This is a genomic window from Halotia branconii CENA392 (assembly GCF_029953635.1).
GTDB lineage: Bacteria > Cyanobacteriota > Cyanobacteriia > Cyanobacteriales > Nostocaceae > Halotia > Halotia branconii.
Genome location: NZ_CP124543.1, coordinates 6093004 through 6116711 on the forward strand (window position 1 = coordinate 6093004; position 23708 = coordinate 6116711).

A 23708-nucleotide genomic window follows, 5' to 3' on the forward strand; every position below is an offset into this window, starting at 1 on the left:
TTATTGGGGCGGAGTAAATATTTCGAGGGTTAAACTTGTAAAATCCGATGGGTCGTAATGGCGAATAGCACGTTGTAATAAAGTATCATTACTTAGCCAATCCATTGTCAAAAAAAACATCCTTCCACTTTCTACAGATTGCGGAAAACTGACACTCACCCCGTCGTTCAAGTTTAAAATAAGGTTATTCTCCGATAGTTCATGAAGTTGAATCCATGAAGTTGTAGTTTCTGGGTATACTGTCCAATCAGGTGTCATTTTTATAAGTGTTCCTTGCCAGTTACCGTTTGAGTTATTCATCTCGGAAACAGGAGAACTTTCAGCAAAGCTGTTTAAGTTTTCTACCAGAACTGTAATGCGCTGTAAAGAGCCGCTTTCATTGTATCTGGCAATCGCAGTCGCACGCCTATCTTCATCTCTTAAACATGTATCGAAAAAAAAGGGGATGCCTGGTTCTACTCTTTTAGACCCCCAGGAAAAGCAAGTATCTAAAAATAATCCATTCGTTATTGGTTTTAAGTAGGGGCCAAAAGTCTTAGACTCTTTAGTGCCATCGGCATAAATATAATGATTTTGATGAGAAATTTCACTACAATCATCGTTGGCACGAAAACTTCTAATACATTGCAAAGATTCTCTAAATTGTTCCTTTATGTAATATCTAGTCCAAGTTCCATACAAGTCTTGTGAATAATATCGACAGAATTGGCTCCAATTTTGCAGTTGTAAGTTCATAAACTGACTTATCCCATCAAACTCAGAATCACCTCACCTATTCTTACTTTTTTTGGATGTTTTTGGACAACCGCACCACTTGTCTTGATTTACATTAGACTTCTTGCATAAATATCTTTTTGTCTCACGCAAAGGCGAGGCAGCGCGTTGGGCGGGTTCCCCGACTTGAAGCGACTGCCGTTGCAAAGGCGCAAAGAAAAGAGCGCAAGTAACGACTTTTGCAAGAGGTCTATTAAAAGGTTCTGCCGCTACTTTTACGCGAACAACTATTTTTTGTCCAAAGTCCAATTAAAAATTGCATTTGGAAGTCCCTAAATTATTTGTACCTTCACTGTGATTTCTGTCCCTTGTCCCAGATGGCTGACAATTGTTAATTCTGCTCCAATGCGTTGGGCGCGTTCGGTCATTCCCAGTAATCCGAAGCCGCGACCTACGGATAAACTTTGGCTTTCAAAGCCTTGACCATTATCTTTGATTTGCAAGATGAATTGCGATGATTCATAGCGTAATTCAATGCAAATTTCGCTGCCATTAGCATACTTAAAGGCGTTGGTTAATGCTTCTTGCCCGATGCGAAATAAATTAGTTTCTACCTCTTTGGCTAAAGCATAAGGTTCGCCGATCGCTTGACAAACGACCTGGACTGAGGTGAGAGAAAACATTTCATCTGCAAGGCGATCAAGGGCGCTATGTAAATCCCCTTCTTCTAATATCTGCGGGCGGAGTGCTTCTACCGAGCGACGGGCATCGGCTAGCCCGGAACGCGCCAAAGTGCGCCCCGTTTTTAGGTGTGACTGGGCGGCATCTGGGTCGAGGGTAAGGCGTTGGGAGGCAGCATCTAAGTGAACGATGATACTAGTAAAAGCTTGGGCTAGAGTATCGTGTATTTCTCTAGCCATACGGTTGCGTTCTTGCAAAATTGATGCTTCTTCGGCGCGTTGGCGTTCGCGGAGTGCAGCGTTGCGCTGTTCGCTAATGTCTGCAATCAAACCATAGTATCCTCTCACTTGACCATTGGCATCGACATCGGGGATATAGGTAGCACTGATATGTTTTTTGCCCGATGAATAATTAAGTTCTGTCTCATAGGTTGTAATCTGTCCCTCTAGTGCTTGCTTGACATAAGGCTCAACAACTTGATAAGCTGCTTCACCCAAAATTTCACGTTTATGTTTGCCAACAATTTCATCTCGACTACGCCCAAACCAATCCTCACAGGTCTGGTTGACAAACCGATAGCATTGATTAGCATCTGTATAAAAGATACATACTGGTAAAGCATCGGTAATTAGTCTTAATTCCTGTTCTCGATGGCGCAGTGCGGCTTCGCTTGTTTGTAAAGCTGCCGTTCGTTGGGCTACTTGTTGCTCTAAGGTGCGGTTGTAGTCGGCTAACAGTTGCTCTGCTTGTTTGCGCTCGGTGATATCTTGAAAAGCAGCGATCGCATAAACCACTTTACCCTGTTCGTCAAAAACGGGAGTTCCCCAACCTTCAACGGGAATAGTTGCATTGTCTTGGCGAATTTCTAAATCGTCAATTCTGGTGCGATCGCCTTTTAACGCCCGCATCACTGGTAGGTTTTCAATGGGATATGGTTGGTCTGTTCTTGCTAGATAAAGTTGATAAACTTCTGCAAGTTGCTCTGCTGTTGCACCAGGTACAATCCCTTTGCCTAATAGCTCAATTGCCTGTTGATTGGCGTAGTAAGGGCGACCTAGTATATCTACAACTCCAATTCCTACGGGAACCGCTTCTAAAAACTGGCTCATCTGACTTTCATTAGCGCGTAACTTGGAGTAGAGTTTGGCATTTTCAATGGCGATCGCGGCTTGGGTGGATAATAAATGTAAAACTTGCGATCGCGTAGCGTCTCCTTCGGAGAATCGCTCTGGTGTAAATGCTCCAGTTGCCAATTTATTTTCTAAATACAATACGCCGACTAGTTTACTTTTATTTAGTAGTGGCAAACATAAGATTGATTGAGTTTGATTCTGTTGAATATATGGCTCGTTGATAAAATTACCTTCACGAGTGGCATCATTTAAAATCACAGATTCATGAGTCCGCAGTACATAATTAATAATTGATTCAGGTAAGCGATTTGCTATTGGAATCGATTGCAGCACTCGCGTAGCACAGATATGTTCGCTATCATTGAGTTCGCAAGCAGCTTCAATTGCCCATTCTCCTAAATTTTCCAAAATCAAAAATCCAGTTTGTGCGCCAGCATTTTCAATTAAAATTTTCATCAAAGAATTGAGCAATGGTTCTAATTCAATTTCACTCGAAATTGCTTGTGAGGCTTTGAGTACTGCCGCTAAATCAAAAGCAATGGGCGAACTGTTAGAGGTAGTTTTGGAAACTTTAGGAATTGTTTGAGAAGTCGTGTTTAATGACTGAGAAAAAAACTGCGGATATCGGGTTTCTAAATCTCTGACTTTGGCAGTTGCTCCCCAACGTTCGTAACAGTAATGAGCTTCTTTGATGTAGGTTTGGGCAATTTTTTCTCGACCTCGTACCAAATAATGTTTTGCAGCCAATTCATAAGCTAAAGCTTCTTCTTGGATATATTCATTTTGCTTGGCTGTTTGAATTGCTTGTTCGTATAATTCTTCTGTCTCAAACAACTGACCCAAAACTCTTGCTGTCTCTGCTTCTACCAAATAATATTTATGCAAATAATTCATTGGCGCATAATCTGCCCAGTGTTTAACTTTCTCTTGATTAAGGGCAACTTTTGTGAGGATTTCTGACTGTATTTGAACGTTGCTTTCTGGATATATTGCTAGTCTTGTCAGCGAGTCATAAAGGTAGTACAAAGGAACAGAGGGTGTCGCTCTTACTTGGAGCAAATAACTTGACGCTAAAGTTGAGTTCTCAACTGCCTGATCGTACTCAGCAAATAAATAGCAGAGGATAAGTTTATTGAAATACACCAAAAAGATTGCAAATCCATCTTTTTCATGTTGTGTCGGTCTATTCTCTTCATTGTATAGTTTGCCAACCAGACGGGTTGGATTGACCGAGCCTCCGAGCAAATTTAAAATAGACTGCTGAAGTATTTCAGCCCAGTTGAGTGCTGCTTTCTGTTTGAATTGACGGATTGTTTGACTGAATAACTTCATCTCGCGTTCAACCTCAACAAGTTCCTTTCCAACGACAAAGGATTGGAGGCAATAAGTGTGAGCGCAATAAGCAGCAAACTCTATATCTCCAGTTTCTATTCCGCTTTCATAGGCTGCTAGTAATGGCGGCAATATTTCTCTAATATGTTCTTTTCTATGGATGATGAAGATATTTACAAACATCAACGTCCTAGCTTTGAGTGAATAAGTATTTGGCTGTGACAACTGTTTGAGAGCCAGCTGTCCAAACTGATAGCCAAACTCTATGTTTTTGACCATGTCACAAAGAATTAATCCACACAAGGCATAGGCAACGGGGGAGGTAAACGCATTACCATATTGGATCGACAAATTGACCTGTTTAGATGCCAGCAGAGGCATTAAATCGGGAGCCGCAATATAAGCAGCAACGGTGATACTGGATAGGATTCGCATCGCCGCCAACTTTTGTGGCTCGGTCATTTGGGGCAAACTGCTCAAGTCCTGAATTTGTTTATCTCTTAAGAGGAATGCGATCGCATCTAGTTCATGGCGAATATCTGACTGACTTGGCTGTTCGGGAAAACTAATCCCTAGTTGCTGCAAAACTTGCAATGCTGTATCGATTGCTTTCAACGGCTGGTTTTGTGCGATATAGGTTTGAATCTTGACTTCGTAAACTTTTACGGTGTCGAGAACTGTTTTTGCTGATTGCAAAGCGATGGCTACCCAAGACTCTACCTGCTCAAACTCACCACACAAATAGGCGATTTCTGTCGTAGCTGAACATATTTCTAACGTCAGGTGATAGTTTGTTTGCCAGCTTGTAGCAGCTAGCCATGCTCTGCCTGTGGCTAAATATTTTTTGGCGACATTATAGGCGATCGCTGTTTTTGCTTTCTGACCTGCAACTAAATTTAATCTGGCAATTTCATGACGTTCGGATTCCTCTGTAACCAGCTCAATGCCATGATTGAGATGATCGACAATTTCAAACAGTCGCTCTGATAATTGCTCGATTGAGGTTTTTTCTAGCAGACTGCGACCGATTTGTAAATGCACAACTTGTTTATGTGCCTCATCGATTAAAGCGTAGGCGGCTTGCTGGACGCGATCGTGCAAAAATTTATATTCCTGAACTAACAAGTTTTCATCTAATTCAGACAGAGGTTGAATTAATCCATCTTGTATAGCTGCGAATAAATCCCTAAAAACTAATTGAGGTGATTTTTCACAAACAATTGCTAATGTATCTAAATTAAATTCAGCCCCTACACAAGCTGCTAACTTCAGAATTTGTTGTGTAGTATCTGGCAGTTTCTTTAATTTAACCAGCATCAATTCTACAACATTCTCTGTGATATTTTGAGATTGAATTTTAGGAATACTCCACTGCCAACTTAAGTTTTCAGCATCAAAAGTCAACAAATTTTCACTATATAACATTCTCAAAAATTCATTGACAAAAAAAGGATTGCCCTCAGTTTTACGCAGCACTAATTCAGTTAAATAACGAACATTATCAGGATTGTGATGTAGCGTCTCGGCAATCAATTGACTTAACGGTTCTAGCGTTAAAGGTGTCAAGGTAATTTCTTGAATAACTGCTCCTTGTTTTCGCAGTTTCTCTAGTGTTAATGTTAGTAGATGCGTTGAATGTACTTCATTATCTCGATAGGCTCCGATTAAAAATAGAGCTTGGGTTTGCTCGTCTAGCAGCATCAATTCGATTAACTTCAGCGTTGCTGAGTCTATCCACTGCAAATCATCGAGAAAAATCACTAAGGGATGTTCCTGAGAACTAAACACCCGCACAAACGATTGAAAGACACGATTAAAGCGATTCTGAGCTTCTGTTGCACCAACTTCCGGTACAGGCGGCTGTTTGCCAATAATTAACTCAACTTCTGGAATAACATCAATGATAATTTGGCCATTGCTTCCCAAAGCTGCGAGCAGATGCGATCGCCACTGTTGTATTTGCTCCTCTGACTCGCCCAGGAGTTGCCGTACTAGTTTTTGCAGAGCATCGGCGATCGCACTATAGGGAATATCGCGCTGAAATTGATCGAATTTACCCCAGATAAAATAACCGCATTTTTGGGTAATTGGTTTATAAATTTCCTGCACTAATACTGATTTCCCAATTCCCGGATAGCCAGATACCAACATCATTTCTACTGGGAATTTTGAGTTACTATTTTGTTCCCGTGCAGAAATATTTTCTGAAGTAGCAACGCGCTCAAAAGCAGCTATCAACATTGCAACTTCTTTGTTTCTTCCATACAGTTTTTGCGGAATTTGAAACCGATCCCGAACGTCTTGCAAACCCAATTCAATGCTATCAATTCTACCGATTGCTGTTAATTTTTCGGCACAAATTTCTAAATCCGCCTTAATTCCCCAAGCACTTTGATAGCGATCCTCGGCATTTTTCGCCATCAGTTTCATCACAATATCCGAAATCACTTGCGGTATTTTTTCCCTGTTCCCCGTTTCCTGTTCCCTATTCCCTAATGCCACAGGCATTTTAGCAATATGACAATGGACTAGTTCCAGGATGTCAGTTGTGGGAAATGGTAGCTGTCCGGTTAGCAGTTCGTAGAAGGTGACACCCAGCGAATAGAAATCCGTGCGGTAATCGAGCAACCGATTCATTCTCCCGGTTTGCTCTGGAGACAGGTAGGGGAGGGTTCCTTTTAAAGCATAGTGACTTTTGAAAGTCGGATTCGTACGATTAAAACGGGTAGCAATTCCAAAGTCAATGATTTTGACAACACCAGTATCGGGATTGAGGACAATATTGCCAGGGTTGATATCCTGATGAATGACATTCGCTGCATGGATTCTGCCCAAAATGTCTGTAATCTCGATGGCAAGCTGGAGGAAAGTGGATAAAGGCATAGGGTAGAAAGCCTCTGGACGCTTGTGCATCCATTGTTCCAGCGACTCTCCACCAAAATCTTCTAAGAGAATTACCAGGGTGCGTTGATATTCCTGCTGGCTGTATGCTTTAATTACTCCTTTCACGTTCAAAGAGCGAGTAATTTCATATTCTTGCCTGTAGCGGATCAGTTCTTGAGTAGAAGGATAATCTTGTTTGAGCATCTTAACGATGAGCGATCGCTTATCTTGCAAACTGATACCGCGATATACTAAAGATGTCGAACTCTTATAAATTTTGCTTTGGATGGCAACTTCAGGTAGGGCAATCATAGAACTCGCTCCAGATGAGTATCATGAGCCGCAACAGCAATTATAACTTTTTACTGTTTGTAATTTGGTTTATCCATCTAATGCAACTCAAATTTATCAAGAATATAAGCACAGTCAAGTCCAGTGTAAGTATTAGTCATAGTTGCGATGAACATTTTTCCTCATTTTATTTTTTTCAATTTCTGCCTGTTTCTCTATATGCCTTTTTTATGCTAACGATAACAATGCTAAAAACTGGTCATAATTAATTCCAATTAATCTTTTTGCTTCCTGAGGATGTGATTCAATTCTTGCCAAAGGATTTATTATCTTATCTACATATAATTTTTACTCCGTTTTTGATTATCTTACTTTGTTTATATTAAGGATAAGTCTAAACACCTCTTGTTTAAGAGTTTCGCACCGGTAACTAATCTAAACTCCAGTACATAACAATGCTGATTCGTAGTTCAATTCTGGCACTGCTACTAATTTCTGCTACAAGCAGCTCAAATTTTACTCAATTTTCAGATCGGGTTTCAGGTAAAATAAAAACCTCTACCACTGCATTTTTCAATGCTCCAAAAACTAAACCTACTGATGATTTAGTGGTCAACTTAGCAGACAACAATATGGCTTTTAATCTCAATTCTTATCAATGGAAAAACCGCCTCTTGCTGGTGTTTGCCCCTTCAAAAACTAGTGACTTGTACTGGCAGCAAATGCAACTATTTCAAGAGCAAAAAGCTGGTTTTTCAGAGCGAGATTTAGTTTTAGTTGAAATGTTTACAGAAGGTGCAGGCCGTGCAGGAGACAAAACACTTGATCAGGCAGATGTTGCTCAAATGCAAAAACAGTTCAACATTGCTCCCCAAGAGTTCCGGACAATTCTTATAGGTAAAGATGGTACATCGAAACGAAGTGATAGTCAACCTGTCAAGTCAGAGGTGATCTTTCAAGAAATTGATGCGATGCCAATGCGTCAACAAGAAATGCGCGATAGCCAATAGCTCCAGCACTTAATTTAAGATGTTGATTCTTTCGTTAACATCTCTGGTGCTTCTTTACTCTCAACAGTTTTACTAGAAAAACCAGATGGAGAAAAATTATCTAAACCATCGGCGATATCTTTAATAAAACCAGCTATAGGCACTGCAATTACTAATCCCAATAATCCGCCGAGATAAGTTCCTACTAGTAAGGCAGTCAATACCCATATAGGCCTAAGTCCTGTTAAATTTCCTAAAAGACGAGGTGCGATCGCTTGGTCAATTAATTGATCTATAATGACAGCTATTACTACAATCTTTAGTGCTAACCAGAAATTATGTGAAGCTATTATTAAAGTTATTATAGTAATACTAACAATATCACCGAAGGGAATTAAACTACAAAGCCCAATTCCTAAACCAAATATTAAAGCAAACTGAATCTGAAAAAGTAAGAAAACAAGTGTTAATGAAAATCCCATTAATGAAGCTAAAGTTACCTGACCAATCAAGTAATTTTGAAAGTTTTCTTGAATAGATTGGCTGACGTGTTGGGCAAAACTCCAAGGTAACTTTTTAAATATCCCTTCCCAAAGCCTAGGGCCATCTAATAAGAGATAAAAAGTAAAAACTATTGTGATTAATGCATCAGATAAACTATCAATAGCTTCTATAATAATGCCAACAAGATTATCAGCCCAATTTTGCAATTCATCAGGTAGTCGCTCTGTAATTTGATTGATGATATGGCTAAAATTAACTTTTACTCCGTGGCTAATAGCCCAATCATCCAAAATCTTGATTTTTTGATTACTAGAATTAATCCACTGAGGAAGTATTTTAGTGATTTCGTTAAGTTGCTCTAACACAATGGGCAGTAATATGATACCCAAAGCAACTAAAATCATTAAAGCTGAGATAAAAACTAATCCTACTGCATAGCCCCGTTTAATTCCCCGGTGTCGAAGAACTTTAACAGGGTAATTTAAAATGAATGCTAGCAAAGTTGCTAATACAAAGATTGTCACTATGGGTTTAAAATATGCAAAAAAACGAAATGCTAGCCAACCATTGAGAAAGATTAGAGGAAATAGCAACGTAAAAATTAACCATTTAAGTAATTGACTCAGAGATAAATTTATCATTAATTGAAAAGTATATTATTGAATATATATTTGATTTAAAAAAGACTAATTTAATCAATTTCAAGCTTTCATCGAAAGCGACGGAAAATTCCATTCCCTTGTGGGTGGAATTTTTGATTTTTTGCCTACTACTCTGTCAAGCCAACTTTGCTGGGTTAATGGGAAAAAAGTCCAGTTCTTTTCTCCCCCTGCCTCCTCTGCTTCCCCTGCTCCCCCTGCTTGCCTCCACCCGTCATTGTTCGGTTGACAGACCACTACTTATACCTCTGCAAAAGCTGAAAACTGCTCCTCATTAATCCTACCTGCTTCATACAAAGTGTGAATAATTTCCGAGATAGTCAAAACTGCATGACCACGATAACCTTTGTCTAATAACCTCTTGTTTACTCCTTGTTCATGATCAATAAATACTACAATATCGTAAATATTTAATCCTGCTGATTGTAATTTCTCTGCACCTTCTATGACACTTTTACCACTAATGAGAATATCATCAATCACAACTATCGTTTCACCGGGATGAAAATCTCCCTCAATTACCCTGCGCGTTCCATGTGCTTTGACCTCTTTTCGAGGAAAAATCATCGGGCAATGAAGACGCAAAGCTAAACCAGTAGCAGTTGGTAAAGAACCATAAGGAATACCTGCTAATCGGTCAAAACTCAGGTTTTGCAAAATCTTTTCATAAGCATTGAGGACTTGATTAAAAATTTGAGGGTTAGAAATTATTTTGCGGAGGTCAATATAATAAGGAAAGATAGCTCCTGACGCTTGCACAAATTCACCAAACATAATGCAACCAAGGTCATAAAGTTGCAAAATCAAATCATGTTGGGGATGCTGATTTAACAAACAAACATCAGGTAACCACACAGAACAAGTAGAAGCATCACGGATAATTTTGGTTCTGGCTTGATTAATTTCTGCCCGTAAAGATTGAATTTCCTCAGATAGTTTGGGGCTTGCCAACATATCTTGAGGAACAGGAATTAATAAACCATCACCGTTATTATTTAAACCTGCTCCTAAAATGTCGTTTAAATTACCGCCTTCAGCCCAAATACTACGCGCTAAGATCATGCGTTCAGGTGCAACTGCCCGAATCAGCGCCAAAATATCAGGATTTGTAGTCCCTACTTCTAAACCTACTTGTTCGGGAGTTCCCCAATTTTTTGATTCTTTTACTACCTGCAAATAAAGAGGAGATTCATTTGTAGGATATTGTTGTAAAACTTCTGCCTTTGGATTAGAAGTACAACATAAAATAAATACCGCTTTGTCGGGATACACTAAAAACGGTGCGACGTGATCTTGTCCTGTATAAGGACTAAGAGTAATTGCATCTATACGCCATTCGTTAAATACAGTTCGGGCGAAGATAGTACTAGTATTTAAATCACTATGTTTCGCATCTAAAATGATTGGAATATGATTTGGAACGGCTGCTAAAGTTTTTTGTAATAGTTCTAGACCTGTAATACCTAATGCTTCATAAAAACCAAGTGTTGGTTTATAAGCACAAACAAAATCAGCAGTTTCGGTAATAATAAATTGCAACCACTTTTCTAAACTGGAGATGACATCTTGAGATTCGTAATTGGCAGGCATCATCTCTGGATTCGGATCAAGCCCTACAAAAAGTAGGCTTTGATTTTTCAAAATGTTATTGTATAATTTATCAAAAAAACTCATATTTTTTATATATTCCAAATTGGAAATTAATTAACTCTTTCCATCATGATTAATTTACCAAAACATTGACTCTGTAAGTTGCTCACCTCCGGCTTTACGTCCTAACAAAGAGTGAACAATCACAAATAAAATAACCATTGGTACTGAAGCGAAATGTACAATTCGCAGGGCTTGCCAACTACCAAACATATCCACAATCCAGGAAAATTGAGCAGGTTTGTACATGCCTATACCTGTCAGTAACGCTAAGAGCAAGATAGGAATAATAGCAGTATAGACGATACGATGCCAAGCATAAATTAGGCGTTGGGAATTTTGACTTTTTTGTAATGCCTTGATGTCATTCGCACCTACAAAGCGATGTCGCCAACGTTGAGTTATGAAAACATAAATTCCATACCATAAAAGATTTAAAGAAAATATCCACATGGCTGCAAAATGCCAGTGTCTGCCTCCTGCCAACCAACCTCCTAATGTAAATATGGGAGGAATGTGTAAACCTGCACGTCCACCAAACACAGGGTTGGCATTATAAATTTGTAGCCCGCTAGTGAGCATAAAAAACAAGCTCACAATATTAACAAAATGAAAAATTTTTGCTCCTATTGCTTGAGTTGGTAACTTTCGAGGTTTTGAGGAGGCGGTTGGAGTCATGATCAGTTTGGCTGTTTATCTTGAGGAAATAGTCCAGCAATGTTGAAATTAGGTATTGCTTATCCTTATTTTCCCATCCTCTGATTCAGTTGCAACTTAGAATGCGGCAGTGTCGCTCGAAACATTTTTTTCTCTGATATCTCTGCGCCTCTGTGGTTCCATAAATTATTTTGAAACCATAGCGGTCTTGGGGGTCTCCCCCATAAGCGACTGCTGCACAGAGTACACAGAGAAGTCAGAGTGGCAGTTAAAAAAGGGGTTTTTGACCGAAAGAGCTAAGATCCAGGCTTAGGAGTAGTATTTTCAGACCCAGCGGTAACAATCACTAAGTTATCCGGCTGAATTAACTCTTTGATTGCTTGTTGCACTTGAGCCATAGTAACTGCTTGAATGCGTTCGGGAAACTTGCGGATTTCCGTTCGTGGCAGCCCGAAAACAGCATTACTCAAGATGATACTAGATACATCACTAGGACTGGCTAACTCTACAGGGTAACTGCTAGTAATTGAGCGTTTAGCTGTGTTCAACTCTGCTTCAGTTACTCCTTGTTCTCGCAACTGTTTAAGTAATGCAATGGTGCTGACGATCGCTTTTTGGGCATCCCCAGGAGCAGTCTGCATCTGAATCAAGAAGGGGCCAGGATTAATTCCGGCTGCAAAGCCACTATAAATCCCATAAGTTAGACCCAGGCGATCGCGGATCTCCGTACCTAAACGACTAGACAAGGTATCGCCACCTAAAATCTGATTCAGTACCAGTGCTGCATAAAAACGCGGATCTGTCCGGGAAATACCGTTGTAGCCAATATATGTAACAGCTTCAGCTTTGCCAGGAATTTCTCTATTAACACGGGTTGAGGTTTCTGGTAATGGCACTTTAGGTAAGTTAAGCACAGGTGGCTTACCCGTAGCTTGCCAATTACTAAAAGAGTTACTGAGCAAGATTTTCACCAGAATTGGATTAAAATCACCAACTAAGGCGATCGTTGTGGTGTCTGGTCGGTAATGTTGTTTATAGAAGCCAAGCAAATCGTCACGAGTAATACTCTTTAAGCTTTCAACTGTGGGAAAGCTGTGAAAAGGATGATTTTCTGGATAGATTGCTTGCTGGAATACTTTCCTTCCTAATCCACTTGGATCATCTAATTGAACTTGTAGACTTGTCAACGCTCGTTGACGGCTTAGTTCTAACTGTTCTTTGGGGAAAGTCGCATTTTGCAGCACATCTGCCAAAGTTTGAACCAACGTTGGTAAGTTGGCTGACAGACTGTTACCACTAACGTTAACTCCCTCACGGCTAGCGCTGAAGTCTAGACTAGATCCCTGGTCTTCTAAAGTTTTCGCTAGTTCTAAAGCATTTTTAGTCTGCGTTCCGTTAATTAAGTTGGTCGCAGTCAAACTTGCTAATCCTGCTTTTTGATTCCCATCAAATTCACTTCCCGCGTCAACTTGTCCGCTGAGGTTAATCGTGGGAACACTGTGGTCAGGTAGTAGGAGAACTTGCAAGCCATTTGCTAAAGTGAACTGTTCTGGAAGTGGTTGCTTGGTGGAATCTGTAGTTGATGTCGTGGATGGGAGATATTTAGCAAGTTCTGCGGGGTCTACAGGTTTACCAGGGCTGAAATTTTCCACAGTACGCCCAGAACCAGCGCTGGAAGTTCCTGGTTGACCATCTGGTTGGGTCGGCTCAAAAAAGCCAATGGTTTGTTTAGCAGGATCAAGGTAAATTTTGGCGACTCGTTGCACTTGTTCTGGAGTGACTTTAGCGATCGCTGCTAAATATTGTTCAATAAAACGATAATCTCCTGTAACAGTTTGGTTATATCCCAACTGGCTAGCTTGACTAGTAATATCTTGATTGCCCAGTATAAAAGAAGCTTGTAGTTGTGTTTTCGCTCTGTTCAATTCTTCTGGACTAACTGGCTGCTGTTGCAGTTTTGTCAAAGCTTGCTGGAGTACTTGAGAAATTTTGGCTAATTCTTGACCTGGAGCTGCTGTGGCATTAATTTCATACCAACCCGGTTCAATTAGTTCGGCTGCACCGCCCTCAACTGAACTAGCGAGTCCTGATTCTACCAAAGCCTGATATAGTCTAGAACTGCGTCCACCTGTCAAGATCGCATCCATGACATCAATTGCTGGCACATCGGGATGCTTAATATCTGGTAAGGGATATACAGCTTGCAGTAAGGCTGCACTTCCAGGTTGTTTGAGGACAATAGGAGTTTTTTTAGTTTCAGCAGTAGAAGTAGAGACGGGAGTAGTATTTCTAGTCGCAGCTGTCTTCGGGCGTTTTGGCAGTTTCCCATAAATGTCTTTGACAACTTTTAATACAGGTTCTGTGGCAAAATCTCCTGTAATTATCAGAGTGGCATTTTCTGGACTGTAGTAAGTTTGGTAATAATTCCGTACTTGTTCTACAGTGAACTGTTCAACGTCTGCTTTGGTTCCTCCCACAGGTAAACCGTAAGCTCGGTTGGGGAAAGCAGCTCGCATCACCGCGCGACTCAAACGATAGCTTGGTGAATTTTCATACCCTTGTAACTCGGAAATTACTACCCGCTTTTCACTCGCTAGTTGCTCAGGGTTAATTAAAGCATTTTCCATGCGATCAGCTTCTAAAGTCAACAATGCTGTCAGTTTGTCTTGCTGTACTGTACCGAAGTAAGCTGTTTGGTCATAGCTGGTAAAAGCATTGAACTGACTACCTAAAGCACTGAAAAGTCGCCCAAACTGCACTGGGCGGTCAGTTGTGCCTTTGAACATCAAATGTTCTAGCTGGTGGGAAATGCCATTTTCACCTTTAATTTCGTTGCGTGAGCCAACTTTATACCAAACCTGCACACTGACTACTGGCGCAGTATGAATTTCTTTAGTTAACACAGTTAAACCGTTGTCCAATACAGTTTTTTGTACTCCTTTAGTGAGTGAAAGACCAGACACAGGTGCAACTGCTGTTGGTGTTGGTGTGGCTGCATTGAGCAAATCGCCTGAAAACGGCACAACACTCAACAAAAGGCTGAGAACAAGTCCTATAAGCATATATGAGCGTAACTTCATAAGCAGTTTAAAACTCAAAGTTGTCAAACATAATTCCTAAGACTGATGCAAAATTTAAATTTTCCACGGCTAGGAAATATTAGCACCATAAGGCGATCGCACCACTTCATTTATTCAGTTTAATCAGCGATCACCTTTGTGGACTGGTAACTATTGAATACTAACGATTGATATCATGTTCGGTAAAAGGCTTATCATTAAGACCGCAGGGGGGCAGGGAGCAGGGAGCAGGGGGAAAGAGATTTTTAATATTTTTGCATAGATGCCCGGAATCATAATTAATCAAGCGAACATGATATGAAAAGCAGTTACAATAAATGACATCACTATTTGGTTGCAACTATTACGATGAGACGTGAAGTGCGACGGCGCAGGGGATGGATTGCTCATCAACGAATTATTGCCCGCAGCGAAACTGTAAAAGCCAAAACCGGAATGCAACCAGCCTCTACAGATCTGATTCGTAGTCTTAGAGAGGACGAGGGGCGACGTGAAATACAAATTGCCTGTACAATCTAAATTTAATCCCTCTTTAATCACTATAGGGAGAGAAAAATACTGCCCCCAACCTGAACCTTAAACAAAATCATCAATTGAGCGATCGCATTCTAGTTTTCTCATTTAAGTTTAATTGTTGAGAAATTACCAAAGAACAAGGTTTAGGGATTATTCTTTCCCAAAAGTAACAAAAGAGGGTTAATGAATGATCGCCTTTACAAACTGGTAACTATTGAATACCAAATAATGTGGATTTGATCAGATCTAAAAATTGAGGATGTAATGATAGCCTGAAGGTATTCATAGGTGTTTTTTATGTGAATAGAGTTTTACCTGATGAGTGTCATAATTCCTGATGAAATCCTCCGAGCATCAAACATGACTGAGGATGAACTGAAATTAGAAATTGCCATCTTGCTTTATCAGCAAGGTAAAATTAGCAGTGGCAAAGTTCGAGCCTGGACAGGAATTACAGTACTTGACTTCCAGCATGAACTAGCTAAACGCGGTTTATACATCAACTATGATACAGAGGACTTCCAATCTGATGTGCAGACACTGCAATCAATGGGTTTGCTGTGATGAGGGTTAAGACCTTATTTTGCCGTTGTTGGATACTTTATGTCCGCCATCTGTGACGCGGAATCCAGCCTATGACTTCTTTGGCAAGTTGAGTGTTAATCAGAGCTTTGTAAGGTTCTATTTCATACTCGTAACCACCGCGCCAATCCACTTCCGGCAGTAGAAATTGAACCAATTCAAGACTTGTTCGATGCGCCGAGGAAATATCAGGAGCGCACAACAACAAGGTTACATGGCCGGGATGGGAACAGTGTAAGGCGCACCGTGCAGCTTCAGCTGCGTCTTGAACATCCAGAAAAGCGCCGTATTCCCAAAATGGATTCCACTCAAAATCGGGATTGGCTCGGCGATTGGAAATAATGAAATCGTAAGTTTCTTGATTAAATACACCCGGTGGTCGTAGACAAATAGTTGATATACCTGTGCTATTAGTAAAATATCGGCACATTTCTTCACCCAGCCGCTTGGAAATAGCATAAGGAGTCGCTGGATAACAAGGATGATTGTCATCCAAGGGAAGATAATCAGGTTTTCTCTCACCTTTGAAGATTCCCAAGGCATCAACACTACTGAAGAAAACAATACGTTTAAGTTGTGCCTCTGCTGCCGCACTGAGAATGTGCCAAGTGCCTTGAAGATTAACTGCCATGATTTCATCCGGTGTTTCTTCTGCGCTTCCAAGGAGGGCTGCTAGATGAACTACTGCATCGCAACCAACAAGTGCAGAACGGATTTCGTTAGGATTAAGAATATTATGACCACTTGCAATGTCAAAGCCAATCACTTCACATCCGTCGGCACGCAAAACTTTTTCTACAACCGAACCAATCATTCCTTCATTGCCTGTCACTAATACCTTCATTACAGTGATTATTTTTCCTCTGCACAGTCCAATTTAATGAGCGATCGCCTTTATATAATAGTAATTATTGAATACTAACTATAAATAAAATTACCGCTTAATTTGCTTAGGGAAGTTAGGCACTAACAAAGATTGTTCTAATTCACCTTGTTCATTATAAAATGTCATTTTACCTTGTTCGTTACATAACCATACTTCCAAAGCTTGAACTGCTAAATATAAATTTTTTTTAAACTCTATTTCATCCAAAGTGTTACCACTGGATTTAACTTCTATACATATTTCCGGCGCAATGGAGGCTGATACTTCATCTTCGATTTGAGCAAACCGTTCCTCAGAACACCAGACAACATCAGCAACTTTCACCCCCTCTGATGTATTGATAGCGCATTCAGGCATCACTTCCCCTGTATGCAATAAAGATTCTAATAAACGTTGGATTCTTCCTTGATAAAAAGAATGTTTAATTTTTACGGGACTCATTACAATTTGACCCCATTTATTTAATTCAATTTTGAAGGGCAAATCTTGTAATTGTTTATATTCACAAACTTCTTCCCATTTCATAGTTAATATTTGTTAAAAGTTCTTGATTGAATTTTAACTGATCTATCAATGGAGTTCAGCACTTTTAAATCTCTTGCAAAGACGCAAATTTGTTTCCTTCCTTTGCGCCTTTGCGTCTTTACATGAGGCTAAACTTCAACATCTAAAGTACGCACCAAAAAAGCCCACTTATCTGCGGCTTCCTCGATAATCTTAGCAGTAGGTTTACCTGCACCATGTCCCGCCTTTGTCTCAATTCTAATTAACACTGGTGCATCACCTACATGAGCAGCTTGCAATGCAGCGGCAAATTTGAAACTGTGAGCAGGGACAACGCGATCGTCATGATCGGCTGTAGTAATTAATGTTGCTGGATAAGCTGTACCTGATTTGAGGTTGTGTAATGGCGAATATGCATACAACGTTAGAAACTCTTCTGGATGATCTGCTGAACCATATTCGGAAGTCCAAGCCCAGCCGATGGTAAATTTATGAAACCGTAACATATCCATGACACCTACAGCTGGTAAAGCTGCACCAAATAAATCAGGACGCTGAGTCATGCAAGCACCCACTAATAAGCCACCGTTACTACCACCTGCGATCGCTAGTTTTGCAGGTTTTGTATACTTATTAGCAATTAGCCACTCAGCAGCAGTGATAAAGTCATCAAATACATTTTGTTTTTTCTGCTTCATTCCTGCCTGATGCCATTCTTCACCATACTCTCCACCGCCACGTATATTAGGTACGGCATAAACACCGCCCATTTCCAACCATACCAACATACTCACAGCAAAATTAGGAGTAATTGAAATATTAAAACCACCATAGGCATAAAGATAAGTAGGATTATTTCCATCTAATTTAATCCCCTTTTTGTGAGTCATAAACATGGGTACTTCAGTACCATCTTTACTACGGTAGAATATTTGATTAGTCTCATAATCATCAGAATTAAAATCTACCTTTGGCTGACGAAAAATTTCACTTTTACCCGTTACCATGTCATAGCGATAAATGGTATTTGGTATGATGAAACTAGTGAAACCATAAAAAGTTTCAGTATCATCGCGTTTGCCACCAAAGCCATCAACTGAACCAAGTCCCGGCAATTCTACATCACGTACAAATGCACCTGTTAAATCAAAAATTTTAATTTGGCTACGAGCATCTTGAAGATAATCAGCAATAAATTGGTTGTTAAGGATGTTGACACTTTCTAAAGTTGCCGCTGATTGGGGGATAATTTCTTTCCACATTTCCTTGGCAGAGTTTTGAATATCAATCGCAATAACTCTACCCCGCGGTGCATCTAAATCTGTGCGAAAATAAAATACACTATCATCGTAGTCAATAAAACTATAATTGGCTTCAAATTGATTAATTAGTTCTACAACTTCAGAATTATGATTAGATAAGTCTTTGTAAAAAACTAAATTTTTCGGGTCAGTTCCCAGCCAAACGGAAATAATTAGATAGCGTCCATCTTCAGTAACATCGCCACTAAAACCCCATTCTTTTTCGTCAGGACGATGGTAAATTAGAATATCATCAGTTTGGTCTGTACCTAATCGGTGATAGTAAAGCTTTTGATAATAGTTGACATCTTCTAATTTAGTTTTTTCATTTGGCTCATCATAACGACTGTAGAAAAAACCTTGATGATCATGCGTCCATGATGCACTAGAAAATTTAATCCACTTTAGATGATCTGGTAAGTCTTCTCCTGTTTCAATATCGCGCACTTTCCATTCTTGCCAGTCAGAACCAGAACTAGATAAACCGTATGCTAAAAGTTTTCCGTTATCACTGATAGACAATCCTGATAAGGCAATAGTGCCATCTGCTGATAGTTTATTGGGGTCGAGTAAAATTCTAGATTCAGCGTCAAGAGTTTTTAAAGTGTAGAGGACATTTTGATTTTGCAGCCCATCATTTTTGAAGTAAAAATAATTATCGCCTTCTTTAAATGGGATGCCATATTTTTCATAATTCCAAAGTTTGGTCAGGCGCTGTTTAATTCTCTCCCTGGCAGTAATTTCATTTAGGTAGGCAAAAGTAACTTTATTTTCTGCTTCAACCCAGGTTTTTGTTTCTTCCGAGTCAGGATCTTCTAACCAACGGTAAGGATCTTTAACTACAGTACCGTGATAATTATCAACTTGCTCAATCTTATGGCTGAGTGGGTAGGTGAAGTTTTTTTCAGAATTAGACATGGTTACGAGTCAAAAACACTTATTAACATACTATAAATATATAAGATTGCCACCAATTGATACCACCGAAATATTTTGTGGTCGCTAGCAATTTTTAGTTAAGTCATTAAAACGTTTTTGATGCTCATTTGCAGAAATACCATGATAAACAGTAATTAGAAATTCAAATCATCAAAATTTGTCTTCACCAGAACTGAGATGTAAAAGAGTTATAGTTTGACTTCTAGAAGGAAAAGCTATTTCAATTTGGCGAATTGGAACTTTACGAACTCTTGGAGTTTTCTGAGCTATTTGACCTCGTACTAAAAAATTTTTGCCATTTGAGTTTTTCCAAAATTGGTAACTACCATTTTTCAAAGGATAAAATTTATCTGTAATAACTATAAATAGACGAAGACGATTAGCTGGTAATATATTTTATAAGAACCTTTTTCACCTGGAACTAACTGATAAATTTTGCCAGTAGGAAGGGCAAATTTAATCGTTTTATCTGTTTTGTTTACAATTATATATTTAATACTAACTGTCGGTTGATTAGGGTTTTGAGGTTCTTGACAAGGTGCAGCAAAATCACCACATAGCTTTTCACCTGCTTGAAAAGACTTGATTTTTCGTTGTAAATCCTAGTTTTTGTGAATTGAAAAAACTTTTGAACTCTCTGCGGGAGAGGGAACTCTTAACGGGCAATGGGCTCCCCACCTCTACGGTGTACACAGAAGTCTTAAAATCCTATCTAAAACTGGGTTTTGAACTATGCAATAAATCTCTCCAAGCCCTGTCCGCAGCGAGGAGGAACGACGTTCACGAAGTGTTCCCGTAGGGTAGCAATCGCAAAAACCACGAGATTATGCGATTACTTCGCTGCGCTCGTAATGACAACTTAAGGGGCTTAAGGGGTCGAAACCCTTGTAGATAGTACTTGTGTGTACACCGTAGCTCCCCACCTAGAGTACCAAGTTCCCTCGGCGAATTACTAGTGACCGACTGGTGCTTTTGCTCGTGCATTACCCTTACCTAGAAACAGTAACAGAGGTAATGAACAAAGAAATGCCGTTCCTACAACTCGAAAGATATCTGCATAAGACAAAACAGCAGCTTGAGTATTAACTGTTTGACTTAATAAAGCAAGTGCTTGTTGTTGTGCTGTTGTCGTATCCATTCCCTGGCTTTGAAGGAATCCGCCTAGTGCATCGAGACGTTGATTAGTTTCTGGGTCATAAGGAGTAAGTTTGGCTAAGAGGACGGCTCGATGAAAAGCCTGTCTTCGATCTAGTAAAGTAGTGAGTAGGGCAATGCCGATGCTACCGCCTAGTTGTCGTGTCAGGTTATAAAAACCAGAGCCAGCAGAAATATCTTGTTTAGGTAGTCCTCCTAAAGTTGCTAAACTTAAAGGCAGAAACATTAATACAGTAAAAGCTCCTCGCCATACTAAAGGCCAAAACAAATCATCTGTACCGCTTTGTGGGGTAATTGCTGCCAGTTGAAACATGACTCCAGATGTTCCTACAGCACCAATTGCAATTAAAAACCTAGCATCAACTTTGGTTGAGACTTTTCCTAATATAACCATCACGATCGCAGATGCTAAAGCCCCAGGTGCTAATAACAGTCCTGTTTGTGTAGCGGTAAAGTGCAGCACACTCTGAGCAAATATCGGTATCGCAAAAAGTGCGCCATAAAGCCCCATCCCTACCAATGCGGAAAGAAGACTTCCTGCGGCTAAAGAACGGTGACGTAGAACTCTCAAATCTACAGCAGGGTGAGCTGTTGTCATCTCTTGCCAAATAAACAGCCCGAAACCAATAATGCTAGTAATAAGCAAAGTGGTAATAAAGCTGGAAGAAAACCAATCGTCTTGTTCACCTTCCTCTAATAAGGTTTGCACAGAGCCTATAGCAACAATTAAAAATAAAATTCCCCACCAATCAACAGCCTGATTTTGCGCCTTAGTCTTATCGCCATCCTTGGGCAGAAACAAAAAAGACATTGCTACTGCTAAGATTCCGAAAGGAATGTTAACAAAGAAAATCCAGCGCCACCCTAAACCATCTACTAAAAAACCTCCCAAGGTGGGGCCAATGGCCGGGCCAGCAATTACTCCTACTCCAAAGACTGCTTGAGCCAGTCCTTGTTCAGCAGGAGGAAAAGTCTCAAACAAAATTGCTTGTGCTTTCGCTAACAACCCACCACCGCATAAACCTTGAACAATTCGGGAAATAACTAGCATCGGTAGATTTAAGGAAAGCCCACATAATACCGAGGCAATTGTAAAACCGACTAACGAGAAAATAAAGTAAGTTTTGCGCCCAAAGTAATCTCCTAACCATGCAGACAAAGGAATTAAGACGACGTTGGCGATGGAATATCCTGTAACAACCCAGCCTACTTCACTAACAGTTGCACCAAGAGTAGCTTGAATGTCAGTTAAAGCAACGTTCACAATACTGGTATCAATTACTTCTAAAATCGCACCCAAGGAAGCAGTGAAAGCGATCGCCCACTTCAAATATCCTTGCACATAACCAGTTGGGTTAATAGAAGATTGTTTATTAGTGGTAGCCATTTTTACTAAAAATAGTTAAGAGAAAGATAGCCTGAGATTTAAGCACGACTTGAAAGCAAAAACTATAGCGGCTCTCGGTTGTATGCAATACACTCCAGTAATCAAAAGGGGCTAGGAATTAGAGGCTAGGGGGTAGAGTGGTGTATTTCATTTATCAGAAAACCGCTATATATTTAATTAGCATACGCTACTGTAGCGTATCGTATATAATAGGTCAAGAGTATCTTTCCTGAGGTTGAAAAGTTTGCCAGCAAATTGTCAAAATGACATTGCTTAGAGATGATAGTTTCATGAGTAAGCAGATTCACAGCATTTCTGGACGACCACGTAGTATCCATGCCGACCAAGCTATTCTGCAAGCGACCCTAGACTTGCTAGCGGAGGTAGGATATCAAAGCATGAGTATAGAAGCGATCGCTGCTCGTGCAAAAGTGGGAAAAACAACGATCTATAGGCGTTATACTTCTAAAGAAGAAATAGTTGCAGATGCGATCGAAAGTTTGAGAGAGGATTTATCAACACCAGATACTGGAAGCTTTTGGGGAGATATGGATATTCTCATTGAGAATGCTGGTAAAAAAATCAATAGTCCTCTTGGTCGACAAACACTTGCTTTAATCATTAGTACAGCATCTAGCAACCCTCAGTTTGCCGAAGTTTACTGGAAAAGATATACGCAAGTCCGACGTGAAGCATTTGCTAAAGTCCTAGAACGTGCCAAATTTAGAGGTGAAATTCACAAGGATGCAGATATTGACCTAATTATTGACCTTGTAAGTGGGTCTTTATATTACGCACTTATTTTCAAACTCACAACAGAGCCAGTAGAAGCTTATATGCACCGAACTATGGATCTTCTCCTTAAAGGCATAAGTACTGGTTAATTAAGGTTTTATGGATAGGATATATCCATTTTTTTCCTACCAAAGCATATTACATACAATTAAGCAGCACTACATTGGTAAGCTGAGATTGTAGTGATTTCCTATAACAGGCATTAATTGCGATCGCTACTTCCACAGTTCAACAGGCAGAATTATAGTATAGGGCGGCAATGCAAAAACTCATTTTCAATGGCAGAGATGGCTTTAGAGCGCAGGCCCTATTTCTTGGTAAGGAAATTAACCTACAAAGATTGGAAAATTATGACTGCTTGGCGACTATGCCACTAATGGTTACAGTTGGTGAACAGGGCTGTGCAGTATTGCTGGATTATGGTGCAGTTGTTTTGTTTAACCTTGAGCCTGTAGAAAAAACAGCTTTCTTGACCGAACTATCATCTGTAGTCAGCGAATCTTTTGCCAACCCAGAGACGGAAGAAGTGGAAGTTCATCTCAACGTGGTACAGAGTGAGCGAGTCAAAGAAGGAAAAATTTTTCTGCATGAATTTAGTATTGAACGCTTGCAGATAGTAGCTGATATACTTGCTAAGAGTGTAGTGCTGTCTCATTACGAAACTAGCATAGCCACTGTATTTGATCAAATTGAACCGTTTGCAGCGAGTCTCCAGCGTGAAAACAGAAGTAGAAGCCAGAGTCGGGAATTACTGCGTCAACTTGGTACTACCTTATTAGTTCAACATAAGATAGTCGGTCGAGTAGAAATTATCGATAAGCCGGAGTTACTCTGGGAATCTCCTCAGCTAGAAAATTTATATCTGCGCTTGGAAGATGAATACGAAATTCGTGAGCGTCATAACGCTTTAGAACGCAAACTAGAGCTAATTTCTCAAACTGCCCAAACGGTGCTGGAGTTCATGCAGCATAGCAGTAGCCAGCGAGTAGAGTGGTATGTGGTAATTCTGATTTTGGTGGAGATTCTGCTGTCATTGTACGACATTATTTTTAAACGCTAATGCTAAATTG

The 23708-nt window shown here is 39.9% G+C and carries 15 protein-coding genes; 5 read left to right on the top strand and 10 right to left on the bottom strand.

From position 1 onward, the window contains the following. The gene (locus tag QI031_RS26715) at nt 1-735 is read right to left on the bottom strand and encodes a DUF3598 family protein (protein WP_281482600.1); all 735 of its coding nucleotides are present in this window, start codon (nt 733-735) and stop codon (nt 1-3) included. A 311-nt stretch (nt 736-1046) separates the two neighbouring features. After that, the gene (locus QI031_RS26720; RefSeq protein ID WP_281482601.1) at nt 1047-7055 is read right to left on the bottom strand and encodes an AAA family ATPase; all 6009 of its coding nucleotides are present in this window, start codon (nt 7053-7055) and stop codon (nt 1047-1049) included. 434 nt (nt 7056-7489) lie between these two features. Here QI031_RS26720 and QI031_RS26725 point away from each other — a divergent pair, with 434 nt between their 5' ends. Continuing rightward, on the top strand, nt 7490-8044 hold the full coding sequence (locus QI031_RS26725) for a DUF4174 domain-containing protein (protein WP_281482602.1): 555 nt from the start codon (nt 7490-7492) through the stop codon (nt 8042-8044). 14 nt (nt 8045-8058) lie between these two features. Here QI031_RS26725 and QI031_RS26730 read toward each other — a convergent pair whose 3' ends face one another. From QI031_RS26730 to QI031_RS26745, 4 genes are all read right to left on the bottom strand, one after another. Then, nucleotides 8059-9165 carry an AI-2E family transporter gene (locus QI031_RS26730; protein WP_281486131.1) on the bottom strand — a complete coding sequence of 369 codons (1107 nt, stop codon included), beginning with the start codon at nt 9163-9165 and terminating at the stop codon, nt 8059-8061. Between the two features lie 261 nt (nt 9166-9426). Then, a complete protein-coding gene (locus tag QI031_RS26735; RefSeq protein WP_281482603.1) occupies nt 9427-10860 on the bottom strand; it encodes a bifunctional orotidine-5'-phosphate decarboxylase/orotate phosphoribosyltransferase in 1434 nt (477 codons plus the stop codon). A 54-nt stretch (nt 10861-10914) separates the two neighbouring features. Further along, nucleotides 10915-11514, bottom strand: coding sequence for a cytochrome b/b6 domain-containing protein (locus QI031_RS26740; protein ID WP_281482604.1), 600 nt, complete (start codon nt 11512-11514; stop codon nt 10915-10917). Between the two features lie 275 nt (nt 11515-11789). Continuing rightward, entirely contained in the window at nt 11790-14555 is a 2766-nt protein-coding gene (locus tag QI031_RS26745) for a M16 family metallopeptidase (RefSeq protein WP_281482605.1), read from the bottom strand. Between the two features lie 348 nt (nt 14556-14903). On the opposite strand from QI031_RS26745, the gene QI031_RS26750 reads away from it, so the two are divergent. Then, a complete protein-coding gene (locus tag QI031_RS26750) occupies nt 14904-15092 on the top strand; it encodes a hypothetical protein (RefSeq protein ID WP_281482606.1) in 189 nt (62 codons plus the stop codon). Between the two features lie 315 nt (nt 15093-15407). After that, the gene (locus QI031_RS26755) at nt 15408-15653 is read left to right on the top strand and encodes a UPF0175 family protein (protein WP_281482607.1); all 246 of its coding nucleotides are present in this window, start codon (nt 15408-15410) and stop codon (nt 15651-15653) included. Nucleotides 15654-15690: 37 nt separating this feature from the next. Here the strand turns inward: QI031_RS26755 and QI031_RS26760 are convergent, their stop codons facing one another. The 4 genes from QI031_RS26760 to QI031_RS26775 form a co-directional block, all read right to left on the bottom strand. Continuing rightward, complete coding sequence (locus QI031_RS26760) at nt 15691-16515, bottom strand: NAD-dependent epimerase/dehydratase family protein (RefSeq protein ID WP_281482608.1); 825 nt, start codon at nt 16513-16515, stop codon at nt 15691-15693. 90 nt (nt 16516-16605) lie between these two features. After that, nucleotides 16606-17082 (bottom strand): Uma2 family endonuclease, encoded by a 477-nt coding sequence (locus QI031_RS26765; protein ID WP_281482609.1) that lies wholly within the window; start codon nt 17080-17082, stop codon nt 16606-16608. A gap of 128 nt (nt 17083-17210) precedes the next feature. Continuing rightward, nucleotides 17211-19280: a prolyl oligopeptidase family serine peptidase gene (locus QI031_RS26770; protein WP_281482610.1), complete on the bottom strand. Its 2070-nt coding sequence runs from the start codon at nt 19278-19280 to the stop codon at nt 17211-17213. Nucleotides 19281-20253: 973 nt separating this feature from the next. Then, the gene (locus QI031_RS26775) at nt 20254-21843 is read right to left on the bottom strand and encodes a DHA2 family efflux MFS transporter permease subunit (protein ID WP_281482611.1); all 1590 of its coding nucleotides are present in this window, start codon (nt 21841-21843) and stop codon (nt 20254-20256) included. Between the two features lie 263 nt (nt 21844-22106). Between QI031_RS26775 and QI031_RS26780 the strand changes: the two genes are divergently transcribed. Together QI031_RS26780 and QI031_RS26785 are read left to right on the top strand one after the other, a co-directional pair. Next, nucleotides 22107-22727 carry a TetR/AcrR family transcriptional regulator gene (locus QI031_RS26780; RefSeq protein ID WP_343217826.1) on the top strand — a complete coding sequence of 207 codons (621 nt, stop codon included), beginning with the start codon at nt 22107-22109 and terminating at the stop codon, nt 22725-22727. A 170-nt stretch (nt 22728-22897) separates the two neighbouring features. Continuing rightward, nucleotides 22898-23698 (top strand): RMD1 family protein, encoded by an 801-nt coding sequence (locus tag QI031_RS26785; protein ID WP_343217827.1) that lies wholly within the window; start codon nt 22898-22900, stop codon nt 23696-23698. Nucleotides 23699-23708 lie beyond the last annotated feature (10 nt).

What these genes read in the sequence shown, in the direction of transcription:
- QI031_RS26715 (WP_281482600.1), bottom strand. Translation starts at nt 735, where the DNA reads ATGAACTTACAACTGCAAAATTGGAGCCAATTCTGTCGATATTATTCA.
- QI031_RS26720 (WP_281482601.1), bottom strand. Translation starts at nt 7,055, where the DNA reads ATGATTGCCCTACCTGAAGTTGCCATCCAAAGCAAAATTTATAAGAGT.
- QI031_RS26725 (WP_281482602.1), top strand. Translation starts at nt 7,490, where the DNA reads ATGCTGATTCGTAGTTCAATTCTGGCACTGCTACTAATTTCTGCTACA.
- QI031_RS26735 (WP_281482603.1), bottom strand. Translation starts at nt 10,860, where the DNA reads ATGAGTTTTTTTGATAAATTATACAATAACATTTTGAAAAATCAAAGC.
- QI031_RS26740 (WP_281482604.1), bottom strand. Translation starts at nt 11,514, where the DNA reads ATGACTCCAACCGCCTCCTCAAAACCTCGAAAGTTACCAACTCAAGCA.
- QI031_RS26745 (WP_281482605.1), bottom strand. Translation starts at nt 14,555, where the DNA reads ATGCTTATAGGACTTGTTCTCAGCCTTTTGTTGAGTGTTGTGCCGTTT.
- QI031_RS26755 (WP_281482607.1), top strand. Translation starts at nt 15,408, where the DNA reads ATGAGTGTCATAATTCCTGATGAAATCCTCCGAGCATCAAACATGACT.
- QI031_RS26760 (WP_281482608.1), bottom strand. Translation starts at nt 16,515, where the DNA reads ATGAAGGTATTAGTGACAGGCAATGAAGGAATGATTGGTTCGGTTGTA.
- QI031_RS26765 (WP_281482609.1), bottom strand. Translation starts at nt 17,082, where the DNA reads ATGAAATGGGAAGAAGTTTGTGAATATAAACAATTACAAGATTTGCCC.
- QI031_RS26770 (WP_281482610.1), bottom strand. Translation starts at nt 19,280, where the DNA reads ATGTCTAATTCTGAAAAAAACTTCACCTACCCACTCAGCCATAAGATT.
- QI031_RS26775 (WP_281482611.1), bottom strand. Translation starts at nt 21,843, where the DNA reads ATGGCTACCACTAATAAACAATCTTCTATTAACCCAACTGGTTATGTG.
- QI031_RS26780 (WP_343217826.1), top strand. Translation starts at nt 22,107, where the DNA reads ATGACATTGCTTAGAGATGATAGTTTCATGAGTAAGCAGATTCACAGC.
- QI031_RS26785 (WP_343217827.1), top strand. Translation starts at nt 22,898, where the DNA reads ATGCAAAAACTCATTTTCAATGGCAGAGATGGCTTTAGAGCGCAGGCC.